Origin of the sequence: Serratia grimesii NBRC 13537 (assembly GCF_001590905.1) — a bacterium.
Classification (GTDB): Bacteria; Pseudomonadota; Gammaproteobacteria; order Enterobacterales; family Enterobacteriaceae; genus Serratia; species Serratia grimesii.
Window position 1 is genome coordinate 1 of record NZ_BCTT01000007.1, and the last position, 22,467, is coordinate 22,467.

General features: G+C 51.4%; 23 protein-coding genes, 4 tRNA genes, 1 other RNA gene and 1 other annotated feature. Of the genes, 8 read left to right on the forward strand and 20 right to left on the reverse strand.

Going from position 1 to position 22,467, the window contains the following annotated elements:
• Positions 1 to 160: 160 nt before the first annotated feature.
• The 3 genes from clpB to rluD all read right to left on the reverse strand — a co-directional run bounded on the left by clpB (position 161) and on the right by rluD (position 4,573).
• Positions 161 to 2,734, reverse strand: coding sequence for an ATP-dependent chaperone ClpB (clpB, locus tag SGR01S_RS09400; RefSeq protein WP_037424903.1), 2,574 nt, complete (start codon positions 2,732 to 2,734; stop codon positions 161 to 163).
• A 130-nt stretch (positions 2,735 to 2,864) separates the two neighbouring features.
• Entirely contained in the window at positions 2,865 to 3,596 is a 732-nt protein-coding gene (gene yfiH, locus SGR01S_RS09405) for a purine nucleoside phosphorylase YfiH (RefSeq protein ID WP_061807306.1), read from the reverse strand.
• Positions 3,596 to 4,573: a 23S rRNA pseudouridine(1911/1915/1917) synthase RluD gene (rluD, locus tag SGR01S_RS09410; protein WP_037424897.1), complete on the reverse strand. Its 978-nt coding sequence runs from the start codon at positions 4,571 to 4,573 to the stop codon at positions 3,596 to 3,598. The genes yfiH and rluD overlap by 1 nt, the downstream gene beginning before the upstream one ends.
• Positions 4,574 to 4,704: 131 nt before the next feature.
• On the opposite strand from rluD, the gene bamD reads away from it, so the two are divergent.
• From bamD to pheA, 4 genes are all read left to right on the forward strand, one after another.
• A complete protein-coding gene (bamD, locus tag SGR01S_RS09415) occupies positions 4,705 to 5,436 on the forward strand; it encodes an outer membrane protein assembly factor BamD (protein WP_037424894.1) in 732 nt (243 codons plus the stop codon).
• Positions 5,437 to 5,748: 312 nt separating this feature from the next.
• Positions 5,749 to 6,090: a ribosome-associated translation inhibitor RaiA gene (gene raiA / locus SGR01S_RS09420; RefSeq protein ID WP_037424892.1), complete on the forward strand. Its 342-nt coding sequence runs from the start codon at positions 5,749 to 5,751 to the stop codon at positions 6,088 to 6,090.
• 120 nt (positions 6,091 to 6,210) lie between these two features.
• Positions 6,211 to 6,337, forward strand: a sequence feature (Phe leader region).
• Positions 6,212 to 6,259, forward strand: coding sequence for a pheA operon leader peptide PheL (gene pheL, locus SGR01S_RS24455; protein ID WP_187962929.1), 48 nt, complete (start codon positions 6,212 to 6,214; stop codon positions 6,257 to 6,259). Its footprint overlaps the feature before it by 48 nt.
• A gap of 42 nt (positions 6,338 to 6,379) precedes the next feature.
• Positions 6,380 to 7,537 (forward strand): bifunctional chorismate mutase/prephenate dehydratase, encoded by a 1,158-nt coding sequence (pheA, locus tag SGR01S_RS09425; RefSeq protein WP_037424889.1) that lies wholly within the window; start codon positions 6,380 to 6,382, stop codon positions 7,535 to 7,537.
• A gap of 44 nt (positions 7,538 to 7,581) precedes the next feature.
• Here pheA and tyrA read toward each other — a convergent pair whose 3' ends face one another.
• Together tyrA and SGR01S_RS09435 are read right to left on the reverse strand one after the other, a co-directional pair.
• The gene (gene tyrA / locus SGR01S_RS09430) at positions 7,582 to 8,703 is read right to left on the reverse strand and encodes a bifunctional chorismate mutase/prephenate dehydrogenase (protein ID WP_061807307.1); all 1,122 of its coding nucleotides are present in this window, start codon (positions 8,701 to 8,703) and stop codon (positions 7,582 to 7,584) included.
• Positions 8,704 to 8,709: 6 nt separating this feature from the next.
• Positions 8,710 to 9,783: a 3-deoxy-7-phosphoheptulonate synthase gene (locus tag SGR01S_RS09435; protein WP_037424883.1), complete on the reverse strand. Its 1,074-nt coding sequence runs from the start codon at positions 9,781 to 9,783 to the stop codon at positions 8,710 to 8,712.
• A gap of 583 nt (positions 9,784 to 10,366) precedes the next feature.
• Here SGR01S_RS09435 and SGR01S_RS09440 point away from each other — a divergent pair.
• Positions 10,367 to 11,131, forward strand: a complete 765-nt coding sequence (locus tag SGR01S_RS09440; protein WP_037424880.1) for a DUF481 domain-containing protein — start codon at positions 10,367 to 10,369, stop codon at positions 11,129 to 11,131.
• Between the two features lie 323 nt (positions 11,132 to 11,454).
• Positions 11,455 to 11,673 (forward strand): ogr/Delta-like zinc finger family protein, encoded by a 219-nt coding sequence (locus tag SGR01S_RS09445; protein WP_061807308.1) that lies wholly within the window; start codon positions 11,455 to 11,457, stop codon positions 11,671 to 11,673.
• A gap of 112 nt (positions 11,674 to 11,785) precedes the next feature.
• Here the strand turns inward: SGR01S_RS09445 and rplS are convergent, their stop codons facing one another.
• From rplS to ffh, 5 genes are all read right to left on the reverse strand, one after another.
• Entirely contained in the window at positions 11,786 to 12,142 is a 357-nt protein-coding gene (gene rplS, locus SGR01S_RS09450) for a 50S ribosomal protein L19 (protein ID WP_012005300.1), read from the reverse strand.
• Positions 12,143 to 12,196: 54 nt separating this feature from the next.
• The gene (trmD, locus tag SGR01S_RS09455; RefSeq protein WP_037424833.1) at positions 12,197 to 12,964 is read right to left on the reverse strand and encodes a tRNA (guanosine(37)-N1)-methyltransferase TrmD; all 768 of its coding nucleotides are present in this window, start codon (positions 12,962 to 12,964) and stop codon (positions 12,197 to 12,199) included.
• A gap of 52 nt (positions 12,965 to 13,016) precedes the next feature.
• On the reverse strand, positions 13,017 to 13,565 hold the full coding sequence (rimM, locus tag SGR01S_RS09460) for a ribosome maturation factor RimM (RefSeq protein WP_037424830.1): 549 nt from the start codon (positions 13,563 to 13,565) through the stop codon (positions 13,017 to 13,019).
• 18 nt (positions 13,566 to 13,583) lie between these two features.
• Positions 13,584 to 13,832, reverse strand: coding sequence for a 30S ribosomal protein S16 (gene rpsP / locus SGR01S_RS09465; RefSeq protein ID WP_004932501.1), 249 nt, complete (start codon positions 13,830 to 13,832; stop codon positions 13,584 to 13,586).
• Between the two features lie 216 nt (positions 13,833 to 14,048).
• Positions 14,049 to 15,410, reverse strand: coding sequence for a signal recognition particle protein (ffh, locus tag SGR01S_RS09470; RefSeq protein WP_037424818.1), 1,362 nt, complete (start codon positions 15,408 to 15,410; stop codon positions 14,049 to 14,051).
• A gap of 169 nt (positions 15,411 to 15,579) precedes the next feature.
• Here ffh and SGR01S_RS09475 point away from each other — a divergent pair, with 169 nt between their 5' ends.
• Positions 15,580 to 16,371: a cytochrome C assembly family protein gene (locus SGR01S_RS09475; protein WP_017891659.1), complete on the forward strand. Its 792-nt coding sequence runs from the start codon at positions 15,580 to 15,582 to the stop codon at positions 16,369 to 16,371.
• A 40-nt stretch (positions 16,372 to 16,411) separates the two neighbouring features.
• Positions 16,412 to 17,701 carry an HlyC/CorC family transporter gene (locus SGR01S_RS09480; RefSeq protein ID WP_037424814.1) on the forward strand — a complete coding sequence of 430 codons (1,290 nt, stop codon included), beginning with the start codon at positions 16,412 to 16,414 and terminating at the stop codon, positions 17,699 to 17,701.
• A gap of 61 nt (positions 17,702 to 17,762) precedes the next feature.
• Here the strand turns inward: SGR01S_RS09480 and luxS are convergent, their stop codons facing one another.
• The 10 genes from luxS to csrA all read right to left on the reverse strand — a co-directional run bounded on the left by luxS (position 17,763) and on the right by csrA (position 22,336).
• Positions 17,763 to 18,278 (reverse strand): S-ribosylhomocysteine lyase, encoded by a 516-nt coding sequence (gene luxS, locus SGR01S_RS09485; RefSeq protein ID WP_037424812.1) that lies wholly within the window; start codon positions 18,276 to 18,278, stop codon positions 17,763 to 17,765.
• A gap of 166 nt (positions 18,279 to 18,444) precedes the next feature.
• On the reverse strand, positions 18,445 to 20,007 hold the full coding sequence (gene gshA / locus SGR01S_RS09490) for a glutamate--cysteine ligase (RefSeq protein WP_061807309.1): 1,563 nt from the start codon (positions 20,005 to 20,007) through the stop codon (positions 18,445 to 18,447).
• An 82-nt stretch (positions 20,008 to 20,089) separates the two neighbouring features.
• Positions 20,090 to 20,518 (reverse strand): YqaA family protein, encoded by a 429-nt coding sequence (locus SGR01S_RS09495; protein WP_061807310.1) that lies wholly within the window; start codon positions 20,516 to 20,518, stop codon positions 20,090 to 20,092.
• Positions 20,515 to 21,081 carry a fructose-1-phosphate/6-phosphogluconate phosphatase gene (gene yqaB, locus SGR01S_RS09500; protein ID WP_061807311.1) on the reverse strand — a complete coding sequence of 189 codons (567 nt, stop codon included), beginning with the start codon at positions 21,079 to 21,081 and terminating at the stop codon, positions 20,515 to 20,517. The genes SGR01S_RS09495 and yqaB overlap by 4 nt, the downstream gene beginning before the upstream one ends.
• A gap of 173 nt (positions 21,082 to 21,254) precedes the next feature.
• Positions 21,255 to 21,375: non-coding RNA, RtT sRNA (locus SGR01S_RS09505), on the reverse strand.
• Between the two features lie 27 nt (positions 21,376 to 21,402).
• A tRNA-Arg gene (locus tag SGR01S_RS09510) sits at positions 21,403 to 21,479 on the reverse strand.
• Positions 21,480 to 21,529: 50 nt separating this feature from the next.
• Positions 21,530 to 21,606: transfer RNA gene (locus tag SGR01S_RS09515), tRNA-Arg, on the reverse strand.
• Between the two features lie 61 nt (positions 21,607 to 21,667).
• Positions 21,668 to 21,744: transfer RNA gene (locus tag SGR01S_RS09520), tRNA-Arg, on the reverse strand.
• Between the two features lie 3 nt (positions 21,745 to 21,747).
• Positions 21,748 to 21,840, reverse strand: a tRNA-Ser gene (locus SGR01S_RS09525).
• A 310-nt stretch (positions 21,841 to 22,150) separates the two neighbouring features.
• Entirely contained in the window at positions 22,151 to 22,336 is a 186-nt protein-coding gene (gene csrA / locus SGR01S_RS09530) for a carbon storage regulator CsrA (protein ID WP_004091602.1), read from the reverse strand.
• Positions 22,337 to 22,467: the final 131 nt, after the last annotated feature.

A 22,467-nucleotide genomic window follows, 5' to 3' on the forward strand; every position in this document is an offset into this window, starting at 1 on the left:
TTCAAATAATCATCAAAAAAGCCATTTTAGGATGTTTATTAGTCAGAAAAGTGGTGTTTTAAGGCTGTTACCCCGTAAAGAACCAGAAGCCCAAGGAAAACAGATAAAGAAAAGGGAGCGGTTTCCCGCTCCCTTTTATCGTCATAACACGCTATTGCCGTTACTGTTTGGCAACGATGTGCTCGTTTTCCACATCCAGCGTAACCAGTTTGCCTGGAATCAGCTTGCCAGAAAGGATTTGCTGCGCCAGCGGGTTTTCGATCTCCTGCTGGATAGCACGTTTCAGCGGACGCGCCCCATATACAGGGTCGAACCCCGTTTTGCCCAGCAACGCCAACGCAGGTTCGGTCATCGTCACTTCGTAACCACGCTCTTCCAAACGTTTGTACAGACGCGCCAACTGGATCTTGGCAATCTCGGCGATGTGTTTCTGACCGAGCGGATGGAACACTACCACCTCATCTATACGGTTAATGAATTCCGGACGGAAATGGTGGCTCACCATTTCCATGACGGATTCCTTCATTTGTGCGTAGTTCATCTGACCGAAGTGCTCTTGGATAAGATCGGACCCCAGGTTAGATGTCATGATCACCACAGTATTGCGGAAATCAACAGTACGCCCCTGGCCATCGGTCAGGCGCCCATCATCCAATACCTGCAACAGGATGTTGAAGACATCTGGATGCGCCTTCTCCACTTCATCGAGCAGAATCACCGAATAAGGTCTACGACGCACAGCTTCAGTCAGGTAACCCCCTTCTTCATAACCGACATAGCCTGGAGGTGCCCCCACCAGCCGTGATACCGAGTGTTTTTCCATAAACTCGGACATGTCGATACGCACCATCGCATCGTCACTGTCGAACAGGAACGAAGCTAACGCCTTACAGAGTTCGGTTTTACCTACCCCGGTCGGGCCGAGGAACAGGAACGAACCGATAGGCCGATTCGGATCTGAAAGCCCAGCGCGACTACGACGAATGGCATTGGATACGGCACTCACTGCCTCATCCTGACCAATAACCCGTGTATGCAGTTCATGCTCCAGCCGTAATAGCTTGTCACGTTCACCTTCCAGCATTCTGGCGACCGGAATACCGGTGGCACGTGCCAGCACTTCGGCAATTTCTGCGTCAGTCACCCGGTTACGCAACAGCTTCATGGTTTTGCCTTCAGCCAATGTGGCAGCGGCAAGCTGTTTCTCCAACTCTGGAATCTTACCGTACTGCAGTTCCGACATACGCCCCAGATCGCCGACGCGACGCGCCTGCTCCAGGGTGATCTTGGCCTGCTCAAGTTCCGCTTTGATATTCTGCGTACCGGAGAGTGAAGCTTTTTCCGCCTTCCACTCTTCTTCCAGCTCTGAATATTCACGCTCTTTCTGTTCCAGCTCACCGCTAAGCATTTCCAGGCGTTTCTTACTGGCGTCATCTGACTCTTTACTCAGTGCCTGCTGCTCCAGTTTAAGCTGGATGATGCGGCGCTCCAGACGATCAAGTGATTCTGGTTTTGAGTCCATCTGCATACGGATGCTGGACGCGGCCTCATCGATCAGGTCAATGGCCTTATCCGGCAACTGGCGATCAGAAATGTATCGGTGCGACAATGTCGCCGCCGCAACAATCGCCGGGTCCGTGATCTGCACATGATGATGCAGTTCATAACGTTCTTTCAGGCCACGCAAGATAGCGATGGTGTCTTCAACGCTAGGCTCTGCCACATAGACTTTCTGGAAACGACGTTCAAGCGCCGCGTCCTTCTCTATATACTGGCGATATTCGTCCAGCGTGGTGGCACCGACGCAGTGCAGTTCCCCACGCGCCAGCGCCGGTTTCAACATATTACCGGCATCCATCGCGCCATCGGCTTTACCCGCGCCGACCATTGTGTGCAGTTCGTCAATAAACAGAATGACACTGCCTTCCTGTTTGGACAGATCGCTCAGCACCGCTTTCAGACGTTCTTCAAACTCACCGCGGTATTTGGCCCCGGCGATCAGCGCCCCCATATCGAGGGACAGCACACGTTTATGTTTTAGGCCTTCCGGGACTTCACCATTAATAATGCGTTGCGCCAAACCTTCGACGATGGCGGTTTTACCCACGCCTGGCTCGCCGATCAACACCGGGTTGTTTTTGGTACGACGTTGCAGCACCTGAATGGTGCGACGGATCTCTTCGTCACGGCCGATAACCGGGTCAAGTTTGCCCTGCTCGGCACGCTCGGTCAGATCAATAGTGTATTTCTTCAATGCCTGACGTTGGTCTTCAGCACCTTGGTCTTCCACGCTGTCTCCACCTCGCATTTGCTCAATAGCCTTGCTGATTTTATCGGTTGTCGCACCGGCCGCTTTCAACAGATCGGTCAATGTCCCGCGATCCTCAAGCACCGCCAGTACAAAGAGTTCGGAAGAAATGAATTTGTCCGCCCGCTTTTGCGCCAGCTTGTCACACAGGTTAAGGACACGCACCAGTTCATGAGACGGTTGAACGTCACCACCGGTACCTTCGACTTGAGGCTGACGAGACAGTGCCTGTTCGATTTCAGTGCGCACGCGCCCTGCATCAATACCGGCAGAAGTTAAGAGTGGACGAACCGTGCCCCCTTCCTGATTAAGCAGGGCGCTCATCAGATGTAACGGCTCAATAAACTGGTTGTCGCGCCCAAGTGCAAGAGATTGGGCATCGGCGAGGGCAAGCTGGAATTTGTTGGTAAGACGATCCAGACGCATAACACCTCCAAGATTGGTCGAAATTGCTACTGGAGATTAAATGAGGTCATCCCTCAAATTTTCAAGGTTATTTCGACTGTATATTTTCGGTACTACATCATGCGTCTTTGGACCGTCCTAATTCAATAGGTTATATCACCCAGATTAAACTTGCCAGACGTCCGGTTATTCCATCGCGGCGATAGGAGAAAAAATGACTGATTTCGCTCACCGTACAGCGATCACCACCGTAGATAGCGTGGATACCTGCGCGCTGTAAGCGCTGGCGTGCCAGTAGATAGATGTTAGCCAGGAATTTATCACCCTGTGGGGTAAAAGCAGCGGCAGCGTCGGCATCTACATTTATAAACGCAGTACGCACCTCTGGCCCGACTTCAAACTGCTCTGGACCAATCGCCGGACCGAGCCAGGCGGTAATGTTTGCTGGCTCAGTGGCAAACTCTGCCACCGTGTGTTCCAGCACGCCATTACACAACCCGCGCCAACCGGCATGGGCTGCGGCCACTTCATCACCGGCCTGCGAGCAAAACAGCACCGGCAAGCAATCTGCCGTCATCACTGCACACACCTGCCCCGGCACATTACTGTAAACCGCGTCCGCACGCAGATCGGTCGGCGTTCGCCCATCTAACCGCACGACACGCGTACCATGTATCTGTTCCAACCAAAGCGGCATCTGCGGTAGAGCTGCCCCCACCACCAGCCGTTGGCGGTTATCCGCGACTGCCCGAGCCTCATCACCCACGTGGGTTCCGAGGTTGAGCGAATCATAGGGTGGCACACTAACGCCACCACTACGGGTTGTGCTGCAGGCTTTTACGCCTGCAGGCAGCGGCCAATCCGGCAAGATGAGCGAATCCATTACCAGTTCATCTGATCTTTGAATTCTTCGGTGTCAGCTTTCAGTGCGTTAATCAGATCGACCATATCCTGTGGCAGCGGCGCATGCCACTCCATTTGGATACCGCTGATCGGATGATATAAACGCAGCATGGTGGCGTGCAGCGCCTGGCGATCGAAACCGCGCAGTGTGGCAATAAATGCGTCTGACGCACCCTTTGGCGGACGTGGACGGCCACCGTATAGCTGATCACCCACCAGCGGATGGTTAATGTGCGACATGTGCACACGGATCTGGTGAGTACGACCGGTTTCCAGACGCAAACGCAAACGAGTATGTGCGCGGAAGTGCTCCATAATACGGTAATGCGTCACCGCCGGTTTGCCCATTGGGTGTACTGCCATATGGGTACGTTTGGTTGAGTGGCGCGAAATTGGCTCCTCAACGGTACCGCCTGCAGTCATGGTACCGATAGCAACCGCTTCATATTCACGCGTAATTTCACGCGCCTGCAGTGCTTCGACCAGTCGAGTTTGTGCTGGAACGGTTTTCGCCACCACCATCAGACCGGTGGTGTCTTTATCCAAACGGTGCACGATACCAGCACGTGGCACATCGGCAATTTCAGGATAATAGTGCAGCAATGCATTGAGCACAGTGCCGTCCGGATTACCGGCGCCAGGGTGCACAACCAGATCGCGTGGTTTGTTGATCACCAAAATATCACTGTCTTCGTAAACGATATTCAGGGCGATATCCTGCGGTTCCCAGCGTGCCTCTTCTTCTATCTGTGCATCAATGGCGACCGTCTCTCCCCCCAGCACCTTCTCTTTCGGTTTGTTTATCGTTTTGCCATTGACCTGCACCCGATTGTCCAGGATCCAATCTTTTATGCGAGATCGTGAATAATCAGGGAACAATTCGGCCAAAGCCTGATCTAAACGTTGTCCGAGTTGAGATTCGGCCACCGTTGCGGTGAGTTGTACTTGTTGTGCCATATGCAGCTTCTTCGTTAACGTTGGGTTTTCACGGCGATGCCGTTTAATATAATGTGCTATTGTACCTGGTCTTTGTCGGGAGCTTAACGGACAGTCTCCCGGAATAACACCCTGAGGATAATCAAAACGTCATGACGCGTATGAAATATCTGGTGGCGGCAGCCACGTTGAGCCTGGCGCTGGCAGGTTGCTCCACATCCAAGGATGCGGTTCCCGACAACCCACCTTCGGAAATCTATGCTACTGCCCAGCAAAAACTGCAGGACGGTAACTTTAAGGGCGCGATTACGCAACTCGAAGCGTTAGATAACCGCTATCCTTTCGGGCCGTACTCTCAGCAGGTCCAGTTGGATCTGATTTATGCCTACTACAAATCTGCCGATTTACCGCTGGCTCAGGCGTCTATCGATCGTTTCATGCGTCTGAACCCAACGCACCCGAACATCGACTACGTGATGTACATGCGTGGTCTGACCGATATGGCGTTGGATGACAGTGCATTGCAAGGCTTCTTCGGGGTCGATCGTTCAGACCGAGATCCTCAGCATGCACGCGCGGCGTTTCGCGATTTCAGCCAGCTGATTCAGCAGTACCCGAACAGCCAGTACGTGACCGATGCAAACAAGCGTCTGGTGTATCTGAAAGACCGCCTGGCCAAGTATGAGCTTTCGGTGGTGGAATACTACACTAAACGCGGTGCCTACGTCGCGGTCGTTAATCGCGCCGAGCAGATGCTGCGTGAATACCCAGATACCAAAGCGACGCGCGATGCGTTGCCGCTGATGGAAAATGCGTATAAGCAGCTGCAACTGAACGGCCAGGCCGACAAAGTGGGCAAAGTGATTGCTGCCAACCCAGCATAACCTGATTGGCAACAGCAGAAAAACAAAACGGCAGCCGAGGCTGCCGTTTTCATTTGCCGAATACTTAGCCAAAACAGGATAAATACACAAGCAAAAACACAGTGTTAGCAAGAATGCCCCACCGCGCATCCCCTCAATAATGCGCGTTCCGCTCACAAGACTCAAGCGTTAGATAGCCAATACAAATGCTGAATCACAGATTGAACTAACTTTGCAAAAAGTGACAAAAAAACGTGATTTACATCACGCATTTAAACAAAAAGCGAGGTATGCTGGATCCATCCAAGACGGAAAGACAGAGAGGTAAGTTATATGACATTGAACATTACCAGCAAACAAATGGATATCACTCCCGCAATCCGCAGTCACGTCGAAGACCGTCTCACCAAACTGGAAAAATGGCAGGCCCAACTGATTAACCCGCATATCGTTCTATCCAAAGAACCACAAGGGTTTGTTGCCGACGCCACCATTACCACACCTAACGGCCCGCTGGTTGCCAGCGCAAAACATGATGACATGTACACCGCCGTTAACGATTTGATCGCCAAGTTGGAGCGCCAGTTGAATAAGGTGCAGCATAAAGGCGAAGCACGCCGTGCCGCGACCAGCGTGAAGGACATTATTCCGGAAGTAGAGCCGGAACAGGAATAACCGTTTAGCGGCTGTTTCACATCAAACGCGCCTGAGGGCGCGTTTTTTGTCTGGTTTTTTTATTGACGAGATAAAAGCCTGCGGTTACTTTAAAACCTGTATCACACACTCTGGATAACACATGGTCCGTAAACCGTTTTTCTTCGCATTCTTTTTTACCTTCCCCTGATTGGGAGGCGTTTCGTCGTGTGATAAAGAATGCGAAGACGAACAGCAAAGCCTCCTTAAAACAGGGGGCTTTTTTTATGGCTATTTTACAACGTATAAAAATACAAGGCAGAAGCTGATTATGACTGACAACCCGTTACTCGTGCTGCGCAAACGCATCAGCGCATTGGATCTGAAATTGCTGTCCTTGCTGGCAGAGCGCCGTGAGCTGGCGGTAGAAGTAGGCAAAACCAAACTCCACTCCCATCGGCCAATCCGCGATAAAGAGCGTGAGCGCGACTTGCTGGATGCCCTGATCGCTGCAGCCAAGCCGTATGACCTGGACGGATTTTACGTCACTCGCTTGTTCCAACTGATTATCGAAGATTCTGTGTTGACTCAGCAGGCGCTATTACAGAGCCAACTCAATCAAATCAGCCAGCATTCCGCCCGTATCGCATTCCTTGGCCCTAAGGGGTCTTATTCACACTTGGCTGCGCGTCAATACGCCGCTCGTCATTTCGATCAGTTGATCGAATGCGGTTGCCAGAAATTCCAAGATATCTTTACCCAGGTCGAAACTGGTCAGGCGGATTACGCCATTCTGCCAATCGAGAATACCAGTTCAGGTTCGATTAACGACGTCTACGATCTGCTGCAGCACACCAGCCTGTCGATCGTCGGCGAACTGACCAACCCTATCGATCACTGCGTCCTGGTTGCCAATGATACTGACCTTGCACAGATCGAAACCGTGTATAGCCACCCTCAGCCATTCCAACAGTGCAGCCAATTCATTAACCGCTACCCGCACTGGAAAATTGAGTATTGTGAAAGCACCGCAGCAGCGATGGAAAAAGTTGCCAAATTGAACTCACCAAAAGCTGCCGCATTGGGCAGCGAAGCTGGCGGTGCACTCTATGGTCTACAGGTGTTGGAACATAATCTGGCCAATCAACAGCAGAACATTACCCGCTTCATTGTGCTGGCGCGTAAAGCTATTGACGTCTCAGAACAAGTCCCGGCTAAAACGACGTTGATTATGGCTACCGGTCAACAGTCAGGCGCGTTGGTAGAAGCATTGTTGGTACTGCGCGATAACGGCATCATCATGACCAAACTGGAGTCTCGCCCAATTAACGGTAATCCGTGGGAAGAAATGTTTTATATCGATGTGCAGGCTAACCTGCGTTCTGAAGCGATGCAGAAAGCGCTGAGGGATCTGACGCCAATCACGCGTTCGCTGAAGGTGCTGGGTTGCTACCCCAGTGACAACGTGGTCCCGGTCAATCCGTCCTAAATGCGATAAAAAAGGGTTCGGCAGTGCCGAACCCCAATACGCTATTACTGCCGGCTGTCGTTCGCCTGACGTAACAACGAGCGACTTTCCACCAAGAAACGCTGCGCATAGTCACCAAACCAATGCTCTACTTTCTGGAAACTTTGAATAAAGGCCTGTTTATCGCCCTGTTCCAGCAGCTTTATCGCCTCACCAAACCGTTGGTAGTACCGCTTGATCAATGCAATGTTCTCTTCCGACGACATGATGATATCCGCATACAGTTGCGGATCCTGAGCAAACAGCCGCCCGACCATCGCCAGCTCTAACCGATAAATCGGTGAAGAGAGTGCCAGTAACTGTTCCAACTGAACGTTTTCTTCTGCCAGGTGCAAGCCATAAGCAAAGGTCGCAAAATGGCGCAGTGCCTGAATGAAGGCCATGTTCTGATCGTGCTCAACCGCGCTAATACGGTGCAAACGCGCGCCCCATACCTGCAGCTGCGCCAGCAACCATTGATAGGCTTGCGGCTCGCGACCATCGCAATACACCACAACTTGTTTGGCTACACTGCCAACGTCTGGACCAAACATCGGATGCAGACCTACCACAGGACCGGCATGAGCAGCCAACATAGCATTCAACGGACGATTTTTTACCGACGCCAGATCAACCAGAATACAGTCTGCCGGCAGCTGCGGTAACCGTTCAATGACGCTTTCGGTCACGTGAATAGGTACGCTGACAATCACCATTCCGGCGTCTGCCAGCAAAGCATCGGCCTGCGGCCAATCTTGCTGATCCAATACTTTGACTTGGTAGCCTGACAGCGTCAGCAGACGATTAAATAGCCGTCCCATTTGGCCATTACCGCCGATAATGACAATCGGACGCAGCTGTGGGTTCAGGGTTTTAAAGCCTTTGTCATTCTCACTGACGTAAGATTCACGCATAACCCGACGTAATACGTCCTCGATCAAGTCAGGCGGTACACCAAGATTGTCTGCTTCCTTACGCCGTGAGGCCAACATTGCGGCCTCACGTTCAGGAACATAGACGGGTAAGCCGTGGTGGCTTTTCACCTCACCCACTTCCGCTACCAGTTGTAAACGTTTTGCCAACAGCTCCAGCAGCGCTTTATCCACTTCATCAATTTGATCGCGTAGCGCGGTCAGTTCAGCCACCATAACTTACTACTCTCCAGTGCGAGCCGTCAGCGCGGCGCCGAGTTCCTGGTGCATATGGCGCAGCAGCGTCTCTGTACTTTCCCAGTTAATGCAAGCGTCAGTTACAGAAACACCGTAGCGCATATCTGCACGCGGTTGTTCAGAAGACTGGCTACCTTCGTGCAGGTGGCTTTCCAGCATAATGCCGGTGATCGAACGGTTACCCGCTTTGATCTGCTCTACCACGGACTCAGCAACCGCCGGTTGACGGCGATAGTCTTTATTCGAGTTACCATGGCTGCAATCTATCATCAAGGACGGGTGGAGTCCCGCGTCCTGCATCTGTTTTTCACAGGCTGCAACATCTTCGGCACTGTAGTTTGGTGTTTTGCCGCCACGCAGGATCACATGGCCATCCGGGTTACCCTGCGTTTGTAACAGGCATACTTGTCCTGCCTGGTTAATGCCGACAAAACGGTGTGGCATCGCCGCAGCACGCATGGCATTGATTGCCGTACCCAGGCTGCCATCGGTACCGTTTTTGAAACCCACCGGCATCGACAAACCTGAAGCCATCTCGCGGTGCGTCTGCGATTCTGTGGTGCGCGCACCAATCGCTGACCAGCTGAATAAGTCGCCCAGGTATTGCGGGCTGTTCGGATCCAACGCTTCTGTCGCCAACGGCAGGCCCATACCCACCAAATCCAGCAACAGGCGACGCGCGATGTGCAAACCGGCTTCAACATCAAACGAACCATCCATGTACGGATCGTTAATCAGGCCTTTCCAGCCGACCGTGGTTCGTGGTTTTTCAAAATAGACGCGCATAACGATATACAGCTGATCGCTCAATTCAGCCGACAGGGTTTTCAAATGACGGGCGTAATCCAGTGCAGCATCCGGGTCGTGGATAGAACAAGGTCCGCATACCACTAGCAGGCGATGATCGCGCCCCTGCAAAATATCAGCGATGGTTTTGCGCGCGGTCGCGATTTCATTTTCATCGCTGGCGCTGAGCGGGAACTGGTTCTTCAGTTCTTCCGGAGTGATCAGAATTTGTTCTGCACTGATATGAACGTTATTGAGCGCGTCTTTTTGCATGATGCTATTCCTGTCGTTTGCCGTTATGCGTAAGCGTTAATACAACCTTGAGCGTTTCAGGTCCTTACCATACCATGGTATGTAAAGTTTTCAATCCGATATCCGTAAATAAAAAATTACCACTGATAAACCAGCTTGAAATGCCATATTAAAAGAGAGATAAAAAAGAAATCAATTACATGATTTACAAGAAAAAATAAACAAAACAAATCAAGGTTGTCGTTTATCCTTTTTAACCTTTAAGAATCGGAGTTATCGCCACAAAGTGTAAATAATAATATACACAACATTTTCCACAACAATACATCAGGCCACGATACGCCTCTCGGCCTCATCCGGATTATCAAGCACTGCTGCCACCCACCGTTGCCACAAGACGACAACCTTAGCTAAAATCCAGCCAAACGCTAAGGATACTCAGCATGATATGCCACAGGAAGGAGTTAATTAAGTAGAAGAAAAGTGAATAAGTGATGATGAGAAATTAAAAACTTAAGCTAATCGTAGCTATTTTGGTCGCCATGACGAACCGATATAATGTGACCGAAATCACTTATAATCACTCTTAACAACTGGATCCAAAATGCTCTCTTTACGCGCTCGCCGCGCTATTCCGCTGTTCATTAGCTGCTTAACGACTTTCACCAGTGTTTCAGCCCTTGCCGACAATACGCTTTTTACCGCGATGGACGATCCGGCCACCGCGAAAAAGCCGTTTGAAGGTAACGTCCAGGCGGGTTACAACTCTCAGTCAGGCAATTCGCAAAGCTCAACCCTGTTGGCCAACACCAGCATGACCTGGTTCAACAGCGATGCTGCCTACAGCCTCTGGGGAGCTGCCAACAACACCACCTCCTCTAATGTGCGTTCGTCAGAAAAGTATCAGGCCGGTGGCCGTACCCGTTATAACCTGACCGATCGAAACTATTTGTTCGGCCAAGCAAGTTGGCTGAGTGACCGCTTCAACGGATATGACTCCCGTTCCACGCTGACCGGCGGTTATGGTCGCCAAATCTTAAACGGGCCTCTCAGCGATCTGCGTGTTGAATTTGGTCCAGGCGTTCGTCACGATGAATATCATGGTGGTGGTCGTTCAACCAAAGCGCTGGCCTACGGTGCAGCTAACTATTCGTACCAGTTAACCGACAACACCAAGTTCTCCGAAGGTGTGTCCGCACTGGCTAACGAAGAAACCACCTTGAACTCGGAAACCGCGCTAAGCGTCGCGATTAACGAAAGGTTCGCACTGCGTCTGGCTTACAACGTGACTTACAACAGCAAGCCGCCAGCGTCCGCACCGAAGAACACTGATACCACAACGTCCATCAGCCTGGTATACGGTCTGTAATTTCCCGCCTCTATACCTAATCTTCTCTAAGCCCATCATTGATGGGCTTTTTTTATGTCCAAAGTTCGAGGTTAAACATTTTGCTAAAAACATCACGTGAGCTATTGACGACTTTAGCAAATAGCTTAATACTGTATATATACACAGTAATTATTGAACGGGTACAGAGCATGAACACTATCAATTATCACAGTAGATACTGCGAGCATCACGCTTAGGAGCGCTGATACCACTTCCCGTTCAATAGACAGGGCAGTCTCTAAACTTTTTGATTTTGGCCCATGCCCGATCCGTTCTCACTTAATACATTGCAAGGGGGTTTTATGATGCACTGTCCACTCTGCGGTAGCGTGGCCCATACCCGCTCTAGCCGTTACCTCAGCGAAGCGACCAAAGAACGCTATCACCAATGCCAGAATATTAACTGTAGCTGCACCTTTGCCACGCATGAGTCCGTCGCACGAGTGATCGTAAAGCCTGGCGATATTATTCCGGCTCAGCCGCACCCGGAAAAAACCAAGCCGCGTGCCGCCGCGCTATAGCGCAAAAAGTCTGCCTATGACAGCAAACTTTTTTATATCTAAATTTATACGCATAAAAAAAGGGGTTGGCATATGCCAACCCCTTCATAGATATTAACTTTTGGATGCAGCGTTAGCCGACGCGGTTCAGACGCTCTTTGATACGAGCAGACTTACCAGTACGCTCACGCAGATAGTACAGTTTGGCTTTACGAACGGCACCACGACGTTTAACAGCAATGCTGTCAATTACTGGTGAGTGAGTCTGGAATACACGCTCAACACCTTCGCCGTTGGAAATCTTACGAACAGTGAATGCAGAGTGCAGACCGCGGTTACGGATAGCGATAACCACGCCCTCGAATGCCTGCAGACGTTTTTTGCTACCTTCAACGACCCATACCTTAACTTCCACGGAATCACCCGGACGGAATGCAGGTACGTCTTGCTTCATCTGCTCTTGTTCAATTTGCTTAATAATGTTGCTCATAATATGTCTCTTACCCTAGGTAAACTGATATATCGGTCCCGTCGAGCCAGTTGCTCAGACGTTCCCTTCATAGTCCTGCTGCTTGGACTGATGTTCCCGTTGGAACTCAGCCAGCAACACCGCTTGCTCGTCAGTCAGAGCTAGGCTTTCTAGAAGTTCAGGTCTTCTAAGCCAGGTACGGCCCAGCGACTGCTTTAAGCGCCAGCGACGTATCTCGGCATGGTTGCCCGACAGTAAAACTGGCGGAACCTCCATCCCTTCCAACACCTCAGGACGGGTATAATGCGGGCAATCCAGCAATCCGTCGGCAAAAGAATCTTCTTCTGCTGAAGCCTGATGGCCCAGTACGCCCGGTATAAAGCGGGCAACTGAATCGATCAGGGTCATTGCCGGCAGTTCCCCACCGCTGAGTACGTAATCGCCGATTGACCATTCTTCATCAATTTCGGTTTGGATTACGCGCTCATCTACCCCTTCATAACGACCGCACACCAGAATCATCTTCTGGTTGGTCGCCAGTTCGCACACACCGGTTTGATCCAGCTTGCGTCCCTGAGGTGACAGATAAATCACCTTTGCTCCCTCGCCTGCCGCTGCTTTTGCTGCATGAATGGCTTCCCGCAAGGGTTGCACCATCATCAGCATTCCCGGGCCGCCGCCATAAGGGCGATCGTCCACGGTACGATGCCGGTCGTAGGTGAAGTCACGAGGACTCCAACACTGCACGCTCAGCAGGCCATTTTTTACTGCCCGGCCAGTCACCCCGTAATCGGTGATTGCGCGGAACATCTCAGGAAACAGGCTTACAATACCAATGAACACAAGCCAATCCCCATACTGTCATTCCACTTGTTTCGACCGTTTAATTCGGAGGTCAAAAACCAGGATCCCAATCTGCTTCAATCACGCGAGCAGTGAGATCGACTTTCTTGATAACCTGCCCATGAAGAAACGGGACCAACCGTTCCTTCATGCCGAATGCATCTTTCAGGTTAGCTTTCACAACCATCACATCGTTCGAACCGGTTTCCATCATATCGATGACTTTACCCAGTTCGTAGCCGGTGGTGGTGACGACCTGGCAGCCCATAAGGTCTTTCCAGTAATAATCATCACCCTCCAGCGGAGGAAGTTGTTTTGAATCTACCAGGATCTCGCGATTGGTCAGTAGATTCGCAGCATCCCGATCATCAACGCCTTTGACTTTGATGATCAGATCCTGACTGTGGCGCTTCCAGTCTTCCAACTCGACAAGCTGCCATTGACCCGCCTGCTGGATAAACCAGGGCTGATAGTCAAAAATGCTTTCGGCGTTCTCGGTGGATGAAAATACTCTGAGCCAACCACGGATGCCGTAAGTAGACCCCATTTTACCGAGTACAATCGGCGCGATCGGTGCTACCGGTTTGAGTTGCTTGCTCATTGCCACCACCGCGACAGATTAAGCTGCTTTCTTAGCGTCTTTGATCAGCGCGTGAACGCGATCAGAAACAGTTGCACCCAGGCCGACCCAATGTTCGATGCGGTCCAGGTCCAGACGCAGTGCTTCAGCCTGACCAGATGCGATCGGGTTGAAGAAGCCTACGCGCTCGATGAAACGACCATCACGAGCATTGCGGCTGTCGGTCACTACTACTTGATAGAACGGACGCTTTTTAGCGCCGCCACGTGCCAAACGAATTGTTACCATAACATCCTCTTTAGTTAATAAAACAGCCGGGCCCCATTGAGGGAACGGGGCCCGGTTGCAATATAAAAAGCCCGAAAATTTTACTCATTTTGGCGCAAAAAGCAATCGAAAGCGTAGATCGTCGTCAACTACTTTTTATCGCCAGTCATATTTCGGGCGGTTTTCACCGCGAACGGCAAATGCTTAAACGCGCTCACCCCAGAGGGCAAGCACCTGTCAGCGGCCAGGGAAGCCCGGCGGCATCATACCTTTCATGCCGCGCATCATCTTCGCCATTCCGCCTTTTTTCATCTTTTTCATCATGCGTTGCATGTCGTCAAACTGTTTTAACAAACGGTTAACGTCCTGCACCTGCATGCCGGAGCCCACCGCAATGCGACGCTTGCGCGAGCCTTTGATGATTTCCGGTTTAGCGCGTTCTTTCAGCGTCATCGAATTGATGATCGCTTCCATACGCACCAGAACTTTATCGTCCATTTGCGATTTCACATTGTCCGGCAATTGGCCGGCACCAGGCAGTTTGCTCAGCATGCTGGCCATACCGCCCATGTTACGCATCTGCTTAAGCTGCTCCAGGAAGTCGGTCAGATCGAAACCGTCACCCTTCTTCAGCTTGTTAGCCAGTTTTTCCGCTTGTTCACGGTCAACTTTGCTTTCGATATCTTCGATCAACGACAGCACATCGCCCATGCCGAGAATGCGTGAAGCCACACGGTCCGGATGGAATGGTTCCAGCGCTTCTGTTTTCTCGCCCACGCCGAGGAACTTGATCGGTTTGCCGGTAATGTGACGGATGGACAATGCAGCACCGCCACGCGCGTCACCGTCGACCTTGGTCAGCACCACACCAGTCAACGGCAAGGCTTCGTTAAAGGCCTTGGCTGTATTGGCCGCATCCTGACCGGTCATGGCGTCGACCACAAACAGGGTTTCTACTGGCTTTATCGCCGCGTGCACCTGTTTGATTTCGTCCATCATCGCTTCGTCAACGTGCAAACGGCCCGCGGTATCGACGATCAATACATCGTAGAATTTCAGCTTGGCTTGTTGCAGCGCACGGTTAACGATATCGATCGGTTTTTCTTTAACATCCGAAGGGAAAAAGTCGATGCCGACACTTTCCGCCAGTGTTTCCAACTGTTTGATCGCCGCAGGGCGATAAACGTCGGCGGAAACCACCAACACTTTCTTCTTCTGTTTTTCTTTCAGGAATTTGCCAAGTTTGGCAACGCTGGTCGTTTTACCTGCCCCTTGCAAGCCCGCCATCAACACCACTGCCGGCGGTTGCGCCGCCAGGTTCAGTTCGGTGTTCACTTCGCCCATCGCGGCAATCAGCTCGCTCTTGACGATTTTGACGAACTCTTGCCCCGGCGTCAGGCTTTTGTTGACTTCATGACCGACCGCGCTTTCTTTTACGCGATTGATAAAGTCCCGCACTACCGGTAGCGCAACGTCCGCTTCCAGCAATGCCATACGCACTTCACGCAGGGTTTCTTTGATATTTTCTTCGGTCAGCCGCCCACGGCCGCTGATATTGCGCAGGGTGCGCGACAAACGATCGGTTAAATTTTCAAACATCGTCTCTTGCTCAACGTGTAATAACAGGCCGCTCTGGCGACATAATTGCGGCGATTATAACACGAAGCGTAGAGGATCTCTGCCTCAGCGTTGGAGATCGGTTGGAGTGGGACGCGCTGGACGCTATACTGACAATCCAATTCACCACGCCGAAGCAAAATTAAACGCTATGCCAGTTTTCTCCATTGTGGCTTTGATCGCCTACCTGCTCAGCCTTGGACTGATTATTCCCAGTTTGTTGCGGAAGAACAGCGCATACCGTCGGCTTGCTCTCGTCTCGGCGGTGGTAGCGTTGGTTTGCCACGCCATCGCACTACAACAGCGTATTTTTGATGTCAGTGCCGGGCAAAACCTCAGCTTGCTCAATATCGGCTCGATAGTCAGCCTGATCATCTGCTCGGTCATGACGTTTGTCGCTTCACGCGATCGCGGCTGGTTCTTGCTGCCCATCGTTTATAGCTTCGCGATGATCAATCTCGCCTTTGCCAGTTTTATGCCTGGTGAGTTTATTACGCATCTGGAAGCCAGCCCTGAACTGATGGTGCACATCGGCCTGGCACTGTTTTCCTACGCCACGCTGATCATCGCCGCACTTTATGCGTTGCAGCTCGCCTGGCTGGACTATCTGCTGAAAAATAAAAAGCTGTCCTTCAGCGCCGATATGCCGCCACTGATGAGCATCGAGCGTAAAATGTTCCATATCACCCAAATCGGTGTCGTGCTACTGACTCTCACGTTGTGCACAGGCTTGCTTTATATGGATAACTTGTTCAGCAAAGAGAATGTGCACAAAGCTGTGCTGTCCATCATGGCATGGTTTGTCTATATCGTTTTGTTGTGGGGTCATTACCATGAAGGCTGGCGTGGCCGCCGTGTCGTTTGGTTCAGTTTTGCCGGCGCCTTCTTGCTAACATTAGCCTACTTCGGCAGCCGTCTGATCCAACAAGTGATGGTTCGTTAACGTCTCAGACTCTCTTTCTCCATATATAAGGAATACCGCGTTGGAGCATGTTTCGACAGGAACCCTGATCATTATCCTGGTGGTTATGATTGTGGTTTCCGCTTACTTCTCAGCATCCGAAACCGGCATGATGACGCTAAACCGCTATCGTCTCCGTCATCTCTCCAAGCAGGGTAACCGCTCTGCCCGCCGGGTCGAAAAGCTACTGAAAAAACCGGACCGTCTGATTGGCCTCGTCCTGATCGGCAATAATCTGGTGAATATTCTCGCCTCCGCGTTGGCGACTATTGTCGGTATGCGTCTATATGGCGATTTTGGTGTCGCTATCGCCACCGGTGTATTGACGTTTGCCGTACTGTTGTTCGCCGAAGTACTGCCGAAAACCTTCGCTGCACTGTATCCGGAACGCATCGCCTTCCCCAGCAGCTTTTTACTGGCGCCGCTGCAAAAGGTCATGTTTCCGCTGGTATGGCTGCTCAATGGCATCACCACGTTAGTTCTGCGCCTATTCGGTATCCATACCAACGTGCGCGTCAGCGACGCCGTCAGCAAAGATGAGCTGCGTACTATCGTTAACGAATCCCACTCGCAGATATCTCGTCGCAATCAGGACATGCTGATTTCAGTGTTGGACCTTGAAAAAGTGACCGTGAACGACATCATGGTGCCGCGTAATGAAATCGTCGGTATCGATGTCAACGACGACTGGAAATCAATCATGCGTCAACTCACACACTCGCCGCACGGCCGTATTGTGCTGTACCGCAGCTCGCTGGATGACGCTATCGGAATGCTGCGGGTACGTGAAGCCTACCGTCTCATGACCGAGAAGAAAGAGTTCAATAAAGAGAACCTGCTGCGCGCCGCCGATGAGATTTACTACGTACCTGAAGGGACTCCACTGAATGTCCAACTGGTGAAATTCCAACGTAACAAAGAAAAGGTTGGCATCGTCGTAGACGAATACGGTGATATTCAGGGGTTGGTGACGGTTGAAGATATCCTGGAAGAGATCGTCGGTGATTTCACAACCTCCATGTCACCAACGTTGGCGGAAGAGGTCAATCCGCAGAGCGATGGTTCAGTCTTGATAGACGGTACTGCCAACGTGCGCGAGTTAAACAAGGCGTTCAATTGGACCCTGCCGGCCACTGATGCGCGTACGGTTAACGGTATGCTGTTGGAAGAACTGGAAGAAATCCCTGAAATCGGCACTCGAGCCCGCGTAGGCCACTATGATATCGATATCCTCGACGTACAGGACAATATGATCAAACAGGTGCGGGTCACGCCGATAAAATCACTGCAATCCAGTGTTCAGCAACACTGACCCTGGAAAGAAAAAAGACGCGAATATCGCGTCTTTTTTTATCGTTGAAACCGGGACCGAACTAGATGTGCAGTTCTTGCAACTTCTCTTTCGGCAGCGCCAACTCTTCGTTGTGGTTCACTACCACGTCGTGATCAAGAATATGCTTAGCGATTTCCTGCGCTTCTTCCAATGAGTGCATGTGGTAAGTCCCACACTGGAACTCATTCAGCTCAGGAATTTTACGCTGATCGGTCACTTTCAGCACATCGCCCATTGCGGCTTTCCACGCATCGGCAACTCGCTGTTCTTCCGGTACACCAATCAGGCTCATATAGAAGCCGGTACGGCATCCCATCGGGGAGATATCGATAATCTCAACACCCTGACCATTCAGGTGGTCACGCATAAAACCGGCAAACAGGTGTTCCAGCGTATGAATACCGCGCTCAGGCATCACTTCCAGGTTCGGACGGCAGAAACGCAGATCGAACACTGTGATGGTATCGCCATGAGGAGTTTTCATGGTTTTCGCTACGCGGACAGCCGGAGCTGCCATGCGAGTATGGTCTACGGTGAAGCTATCCAGCAATGGCATTTCGTTACCTCCTCGTAAAAGAGTATTTATTTCGAAACTTTTTTATCTAACCAGGAAACCTTTTCTAACTCAGCGAGTCTGAATATGTGAAAGACGCGCATTTGTTATCATCATCCCTGTCATCAGAGATGCATATTTGGCCACATTGATGTGGCCTTTTTCTTTTTCAGCTCCCGCCATGTTGCTTCAGGAACTCTTCAAAGCTTAGCGTATCACTGGCTTCTACGTTACGTTGACGCTCCCACGAAGCTTCCTGTTCATTTGCCAGATCGGCTTCAGTCAGGATTTCCAGCGGCTCTTCTATCAACATCTGACGGTATTGTTCAGCCAGTTCCAGGCCCACACGCCCCGTCCCCTCTTCCTTCATCGCTTTCAGGATGCGGGCAGAGAATGTCAAATCCGGATCGTCAAACGCCGCGACCAGTTCATCGCACACTTGCTGGTACTGACTATCGCCGGCTTCGCTATCCAGCACTTCCGCCACGCGGCGCAGATCGTCAAACAGTGCTTTACCTACTTTTGCCAGCGGCTCACGGCTGTCATCACAGCCCATACCAATCGTTTGACCCGGTTTACGGCCTTCGAGGATCACACGATTCCAGTTTTTACGCGTGCACAGCAACTCATCGCTGCTCATCTCCGGCGCATCGGCCAGCACACACCACACCAGGAACAGGTCCAGGAAACGTGCCTGTACCGCATCTACACCGATTGGTGAGAATGGGTTGATGTCCAGCGAGCGAACTTCAATGTATTCGATACCGCCGCGCAGCAGCGCATCTGACGGTGTCTCTCCGCTGTTGGTCACACGCTTAGGTCGAATTGGCGCATAGAGTTCGTTTTCGATCTGCAGCACATTGCTGTTCAACTGCAGATAACGATCGCCGTCCTTTACGCCCAACTTGGCAAACTCTTCTGATGGCGTGGCAATTGCCCGCTTCAGGCCTTCAACATAACTTTGCAGATCGTTGAAAGTAATGCCCAGGTTGCTCTGCGATTTGTTGGTATAACCGAGATCGCTCAGACGCAACGAGGTGGCATACGGCAGATAACACATCCCTTGTTCAGTACGTTCAAATGGCAACGTGGTTTCACGCCCTTTCAGGAATGAAGAACAGATCGCCGGCGATGCACCAAACAAGTACGGAATGACCCAACCAAAACGGTAATAGTTACGGATCAGGCGGAAATATCCCGCTGAGATCTGCTCCTTACCACTTTCAGCATCTTTAACACCAGCCCATGCCTGCCAGAACTCCAGCGGCAGTGAGAAATTGTAGTGCACACCGGAAATGGTTTGCATCAACGCGCCATATCGGTTCTTCAACCCTTCACGATACAGCGTTTTCATGCGACCAATGTTCGACGAGCCAAACTGCGCCAGCTCAATGTCCTGCTCGGCTTCAATAAAGCACGGCATGCTAAGCGGCCACATACGCTCGTCACCCAGGTTACGCGCGACGTGACGATGAATATCACGTAAGAACGTCAGCAAGTGATCGAGGTTGTCGTCAACTGGCGTAATGAACTCTAACAATGCCTCAGCAAAGTCTGTGGTTATCCAGTGGTGCGTTAATGCCGCCCCCAATTTCTCCGGATGCCCGGTTGTTGCAAGCTTACCGTCCGCGGTAACACGCAGCGTTTCACGCTCAATGCCGCGACGGATGCCTTTTAATGCATGGGGATGGGCTTCCAACCAAGAAAGCGCCTGAGATACGTCCGGGATCAAATTGACCTCCCGCTTCTAAAAACAAGAACTCGTAAGCATACTGAATCCGCACCCGAGAGAATATTGAGTTATATTCACGTCGTTAATGCCACCAGGCCATTCCCTGTAACGTTATCATCGTCAGAATGATGTAACGCACCGCCTTTCCGATACACAGAAACAGCGCGACAGGGCCCCAGGGCATGCGCAGCCAACCTGCCAACACGCACAATAAATCGCCCACTACCGGTACCCAACTGAGCAATAGCGCAGCCGGGCCGAAGCGTTGCATCCACCCGAGCGCTGTATCCAGTCCTCGCTGTGGTTTCAACGCCGGTAACAGGCGCCCGATAATGACATTGGTCAACCCACCGAGCGTATTACCCAACGTCGCGGCCAGCACCAGTATTTCCGGTGAGACACGGCTGTTGGTCAGCAAGGCGACCAAAACAATTTCTGAATTTCCCGGCAGCAACGTCGCACTGAGGAAGCTGCTGCCAAACAACGACATAACGACCAGCGTACTACTCACAGCGTACGAACGTCTACCACAGCCATATTGGCGCTTTTAGCGGCCTGAATACCGAAGTCTGCGTCTTCAAACACCACGCATTTCTCTGGCGGCACACCAATCAATTCGGCACAACGCAGGAAGGTGTCTGGCTCCGGCTTATGACGTTGCACGTCATCGGCGCCCACGATCGCATCAAAGCAGTGGAACAGACCCAGATGGCGTAACAAGGTTTCTGCCATGCGGTGCTCGCTGCCCGTGCCCACGGCCATAGGACGACGACCATGGTAGGCCTTCACCACCTCGATCAACGGCAAGGGACGAACGCTGTCCAACAGCATCGCTTCTACCGCACGGGTTTTCTCCGCAGCCAACTGATGGGGATCGAGATCGGCCTGGTGGCTGGCAATAATCGCCTGGGCAATACTCCAGGTCGGGGAGCCGCTCAACGCCACCATTGCCACCTCATCAAACGTCATACCGTAACGGGACAACACCTCGTGCCACGCTTTGCGGTGCGTTGGCTCAGTATCGAGAATGGTGCCGTCCATATCGAAAATAAGACCCTGATAGCGGTCGTACATCGTTACTCCATGATCGTTGAGGAAAGAAAACTACTTTAGCGTAAAGCCGGAAGGTTGTCGCTGATCGCGTAATAGCGGAATGTGCTGTGCAGATGCCTAAGGATGGCGGGATAACAGCAGTGTGTTGCTGAATGCCAGAAAACGAAAAATCCGCCGAAGCGGGTTTTCTTAGATGGTGCATCCCGGAGGATGATTCGGCTACGCCTCTCCCTTCGGGCCGTTGCTGAAGCAACGTTGTCTCGCTGCGCCCGGCTCGAACCTCCAACCGCTCTGCTCGCGGTCGGAAAAGCGAAAAACCCGCCGAAGCGGGTTTTTCTTAGATGGTGCATCCAGGAGGATTCGAACCTCCGACCGCTCGGTTCGTAGCCGAGTACTCTATCCAGCTGAGCTATGGATGCATTACTAATTTTTGATTTGTCTGCTTGAAGAAACAAGTTGACAGAAAGAATGGTGCATCCAGGAGGATTCGAACCTCCGACCGCTCGGTTCGTAGCCGAGTACTCTATCCAGCTGAGCTATGGATGCACAGGAATTCTTTTTTGATACCGTATGGTACGTTGTTACTACCCCACCATACTGCAAAATATGGTGCATCCAGGAGGATTCGAACCTCCGACCGCTCGGTTCGTAGCCGAGTACTCTATCCAGCTGAGCTATGGATGCAAATGGCGGTGAGGCGGGGATTCGAACCCCGGATGCAGCTTTTGACCGCATACTCCCTTAGCAGGGGAGCGCCTTCAGCCTCTCGGCCACCTCACCATACGCTTCTTTCGAATTGTGCCTAACTTGCTTTAGAGAAGCTCATCGGCACTGCGTGGCGCACATATTACTTTCTCCGACTTTTAAGTCAAACAATTTTTCCCAACTCACGTGCGTTTGCACAATTCACGCTCAACATGGGCGATTTCACGGCAAAAAGAGTGTTTTATCAACAAGCCGCTACTGTGAAATAGCAAACAAAGTGAAGAAGAGAGCTGGAAGATTTTGCAGAAGAAGTCAGGGAATAGTTTGTGGCGGGCATAAAAAAGCGCAGTAGCGTCTCGCTGAGCAACGAGACGCTGCTTCGAAATCAGTAAGTCGTCTGTTGAGACTTCTCTGCCTGAATGCGCTGATAGATTTCTTCGCGGTGAACTGACACCTCTTTAGGGGCATTCACACCAATACGAACCTGGTTGCCCTTGACCCCTAACACTGTGACAGTGACCTCATCGCCAATCATGAGGGTTTCACCAACTCGACGAGTCAGAATTAACATTCTTTGCTCCTTGAAAGATTAAAAGAGTCGGGTCTCTCAGTTTCCCCGTCATTATCCATCATATGCTGTGAAAACGTAAGCCATGTTACCCACAATAAATGTAAGCAGACTTGGTCTCACCTCAGATAATG

Excerpts from the sequence above, each read along its gene's own strand:
- clpB (WP_037424903.1), bottom strand. The coding sequence starts at position 2,734 with ATGCGTCTGGATCGTCTTACCAACAAATTCCAGCTTGCCCTCGCCGAT.
- yfiH (WP_061807306.1), bottom strand. The coding sequence starts at position 3,596 with ATGGATTCGCTCATCTTGCCGGATTGGCCGCTGCCTGCAGGCGTAAAA.
- rluD (WP_037424897.1), bottom strand. The coding sequence starts at position 4,573 with ATGGCACAACAAGTACAACTCACCGCAACGGTGGCCGAATCTCAACTC.
- bamD (WP_037424894.1), top strand. The coding sequence starts at position 4,705 with ATGACGCGTATGAAATATCTGGTGGCGGCAGCCACGTTGAGCCTGGCG.
- raiA (WP_037424892.1), top strand. The coding sequence starts at position 5,749 with ATGACATTGAACATTACCAGCAAACAAATGGATATCACTCCCGCAATC.
- pheA (WP_037424889.1), top strand. The coding sequence starts at position 6,380 with ATGACTGACAACCCGTTACTCGTGCTGCGCAAACGCATCAGCGCATTG.
- tyrA (WP_061807307.1), bottom strand. The coding sequence starts at position 8,703 with ATGGTGGCTGAACTGACCGCGCTACGCGATCAAATTGATGAAGTGGAT.
- SGR01S_RS09435 (WP_037424883.1), bottom strand. The coding sequence starts at position 9,783 with ATGCAAAAAGACGCGCTCAATAACGTTCATATCAGTGCAGAACAAATT.
- SGR01S_RS09440 (WP_037424880.1), top strand. The coding sequence starts at position 10,367 with ATGCTCTCTTTACGCGCTCGCCGCGCTATTCCGCTGTTCATTAGCTGC.
- SGR01S_RS09445 (WP_061807308.1), top strand. The coding sequence starts at position 11,455 with ATGATGCACTGTCCACTCTGCGGTAGCGTGGCCCATACCCGCTCTAGC.
- rplS (WP_012005300.1), bottom strand. The coding sequence starts at position 12,142 with ATGAGCAACATTATTAAGCAAATTGAACAAGAGCAGATGAAGCAAGAC.
- rimM (WP_037424830.1), bottom strand. The coding sequence starts at position 13,565 with ATGAGCAAGCAACTCAAACCGGTAGCACCGATCGCGCCGATTGTACTC.
- rpsP (WP_004932501.1), bottom strand. The coding sequence starts at position 13,832 with ATGGTAACAATTCGTTTGGCACGTGGCGGCGCTAAAAAGCGTCCGTTC.
- ffh (WP_037424818.1), bottom strand. The coding sequence starts at position 15,410 with ATGTTTGAAAATTTAACCGATCGTTTGTCGCGCACCCTGCGCAATATC.
- SGR01S_RS09475 (WP_017891659.1), top strand. The coding sequence starts at position 15,580 with ATGCCAGTTTTCTCCATTGTGGCTTTGATCGCCTACCTGCTCAGCCTT.
- luxS (WP_037424812.1), bottom strand. The coding sequence starts at position 18,278 with ATGCCATTGCTGGATAGCTTCACCGTAGACCATACTCGCATGGCAGCT.
- yqaB (WP_061807311.1), bottom strand. The coding sequence starts at position 21,081 with ATGTACGACCGCTATCAGGGTCTTATTTTCGATATGGACGGCACCATT.
- csrA (WP_004091602.1), bottom strand. The coding sequence starts at position 22,336 with ATGTTAATTCTGACTCGTCGAGTTGGTGAAACCCTCATGATTGGCGAT.